At 58.9% G+C, this 2,650-nt stretch carries 4 protein-coding genes; all 4 read left to right on the top strand.

Going from position 1 to position 2,650, the window contains the following annotated elements:
* A partial coding sequence (locus tag ACFFAR_RS30420) for a hypothetical protein (RefSeq protein ID WP_375509142.1) occupies positions 1–289 on the top strand: 289 nt, incomplete at its 5' end.
* 44 nt (positions 290–333) lie between these two features.
* Positions 334–597, top strand: coding sequence for a hypothetical protein (locus tag ACFFAR_RS30415; RefSeq protein WP_375509141.1), 264 nt, complete (start codon positions 334–336; stop codon positions 595–597).
* A gap of 55 nt (positions 598–652) precedes the next feature.
* Positions 653–1,951 (top strand): diphosphate--fructose-6-phosphate 1-phosphotransferase, encoded by a 1,299-nt coding sequence (locus ACFFAR_RS30410; RefSeq protein WP_375509140.1) that lies wholly within the window; start codon positions 653–655, stop codon positions 1,949–1,951.
* A 266-nt stretch (positions 1,952–2,217) separates the two neighbouring features.
* Positions 2,218–2,457 (top strand): hypothetical protein, encoded by a 240-nt coding sequence (locus tag ACFFAR_RS30405; protein WP_375509139.1) that lies wholly within the window; start codon positions 2,218–2,220, stop codon positions 2,455–2,457.
* Positions 2,458–2,650: the final 193 nt, after the last annotated feature.

Raw genomic sequence — 2,650 nt, 5'->3', positions numbered from 1 at the left:
TCTCAAGTACCTAAATACACTCGAGGCGGTCCTAGTTGGGTGGCATCACGGGGTAGCCCATCCTGCGATCATAGAACAAGAGTTCAAAACGATGCTTGAGGGAGGTACTATCATGGCAAATTTTCGTTACGCAAACAGCCGAGGGAAAGTTGGGAAGGTGAGCAGCTATCCGGCGATCGCCCACTTCTATGATGACGTAATTAGGCCGACGGCATCCCAAGGTGAAGCCCCAATTACTCGTGTCGGGAAGGGATTTCCCGGCGCGACTGCTAAAGCGCTGATCGCATAAAAAAACGCACTACTCGTTTGTGGAGAATTGCATCTCGGGCTTGCATGCTCGCTTTGATTGTTTCTTTCCATTGTTCGACTATCAGTCACTTGACAGACCTTCTCGCCAAATATGCTGGACCAGTTCAGCGACATCTACACGGCTACGGTGATAGCGGTGTCTTTTTTATCGAGTTTGCGGGCGACACGCCATGGATTCACCTGGATATCGCGGGCTGTGCGTGGAATGAAGAACTTAAGCCGTGGCTGCCGAAAGGTCCTACCGGGATCGCGGTGCGCTCCATTGTGGAGTGGGTCCGGAGTTACTAAGTTTCAAACGAAACGCACGTATTCCAATAGACAAAAATTTGTGTTGGCGTAATACTTGGGTGAGCGCTGGCGCGGCGCGGACGGTTTTCTGAAGGCGAGTCCTGCCAGCGCGGCGCGGCCCGGAGAACGGCAGGAGAACGGCGCGATGCGGTCGTCCAATCTGATGATTGTGCAAGGCGGCGGCCCTACCGCCGTCTTCAACACCAGCCTCGCGGAGATCGTCGCGGAGGCGCAACGACAGCCAGCTATAGGAAGGATTCTGGGATCGCGCGCCGGCATTCGCGGCCTGCTGCGCGACGATGTCGCCGACCTGACGAACCTTTCGCCGCAGGAGCTTGACCGTCTGCGCCGGACGCCGGGAGCGGCGCTCGGATCATCGCGCTACCAGCCTTCAAAAGCGGACATGGAACGGCTGATCGAGGCGATCCATCAATTCGAGATCGAATACATGATCTTTCTGGGCGGCAACGGCACCATGCGCGGCGCGGAGCTGATCAGCCAGTTTTTGCAGTCGCGCCATTTAGATACGGTCGTCGTGGGTGTGCCGAAAACCGTCGACAACGACATTATGGCGACGGACCGGTGTCCTGGATTTGGCAGCGCTGCCCGGTACATTGCGACGGCTGCGCGAGAGCTTGGCGCGGATATCCGTTCGCTCCCGCAGCCGGTGACCATCCTCGAAACCATGGGCCGGACTGTGGGCTGGCTTGCGGCCGCCACGGCGCTGGCCCAGGTGGATGGCTCGGGCGCTCCACACCTCGTGTGCGTGCCCGAGGTTCCGTTTGAGACCGAGCTCTTCATCGGCATGCTGGATGACATTGTGCGCGCCAACGGCCACGCCGTGGTGGTGGTCGCCGAGGGAATCGTCGACACCAGCGGGCAGCATCTGTATGAAAATCCAAATGTTTCGCAGGCTGACGCACTGAAGCGACCGATGATCGGAGGCGTCGGCCAACACCTGGCGAACGTGGTGAGCGATCGCCTGCACTTCCGCTGCCGCAACGAGAAGCCCGGTCTGCTGGGGCGATCGTCCATTGCGATTGCGTCGGAGCAGGATCGGATCGACGCGGCACTGGTAGGCCGCGCCGGGGTGCTGGCACTGCTGTCCGGAGACCGCGACACGATGGTGGCCCTGGAGCCGCTCGAGGCGGTGGCGTCGCCGGGCTATCGCCTGGTGCCGCTGACGCATGCCGCCGGACACGTGCGTCACCTTCCCGCGGAGTGGCTGACTTCGGGAGCTATTCCAGTGTGCGACAACTTCCTGGAATATTTGCGGCCGTTGGTGGGCGATCTTGAGGAACATCTAACGGAGTTACCTCAAGCCGCTGTAGCGGAACGAGTTACGGCGCGATAGTGGGGTAAAGGCGTTTGGCAGCAACTCCTCGATCCAGCAGAACGGCATTTCCGTGCAGCTTTCTGCATCTTCTTCGTCCTTTGCCTCGTCTCCCATGATGAAGAAAAAGTTGCGGTTGGGATGAGGCGGTGAAAGCTCTTACTTCTCCGCAACTATTTCTCTTAGAAGGGTTCTGCACTGCTAAGCGATTGTGCGCGGGTACGCCGCAAATGTTTACAGTCTGTCCTGGATGAGTTTTTAGGGAGATGCCATTCATGAAACGTGTCGTGTCCATTTCGCTTTCGGTTTTAATCTTCCTGTGCGTACTCATCGCCAGCGAACGCCAGGCGTTCGGCTATGTCGACCCCGGGCAGGGTCTGATCGCGCTGCAAAGTCTCGCTTCGGTCGCGGCGGCCTTCGGATACTTCATGCGTCGTCGCATTCGCTTGCTGTTCCGCAGCGGCGACGTGACCAAGTCTGCAGCGCCCGACGTGGCGAAAGACAATAACTCTGCCGACGTGGCCTGAGTTTGCAGCTGCCTGTTCCTACATTTCGTGATCCCGCCGGCTCACTTACGCTCAAAGACGATCGAGCTGTTCGTCGCATCCATTCCGCCGCGCGTGCCAATGCGCTCGCGTTCATCCAGTCGCCCTTCTACCAGCGTGCGCAGCAGCGCGGAGACATGGTCGCAACGACCATCGAGGACACAGACGGAGAACT

Origin of the sequence: uncultured Caballeronia sp., assembly GCF_964243625.1 — a bacterium.
In the GTDB taxonomy this organism is placed as follows: domain Bacteria; phylum Pseudomonadota; class Gammaproteobacteria; order Burkholderiales; family Burkholderiaceae; genus Caballeronia.
This window is presented reverse-complemented; position numbering and strand designations above follow the sequence as displayed.

What these genes read in the sequence shown, in the direction of transcription:
- ACFFAR_RS30415 (WP_375509141.1), top strand. Translation starts at nt 334, where the DNA reads ATGCTCGCTTTGATTGTTTCTTTCCATTGTTCGACTATCAGTCACTTG.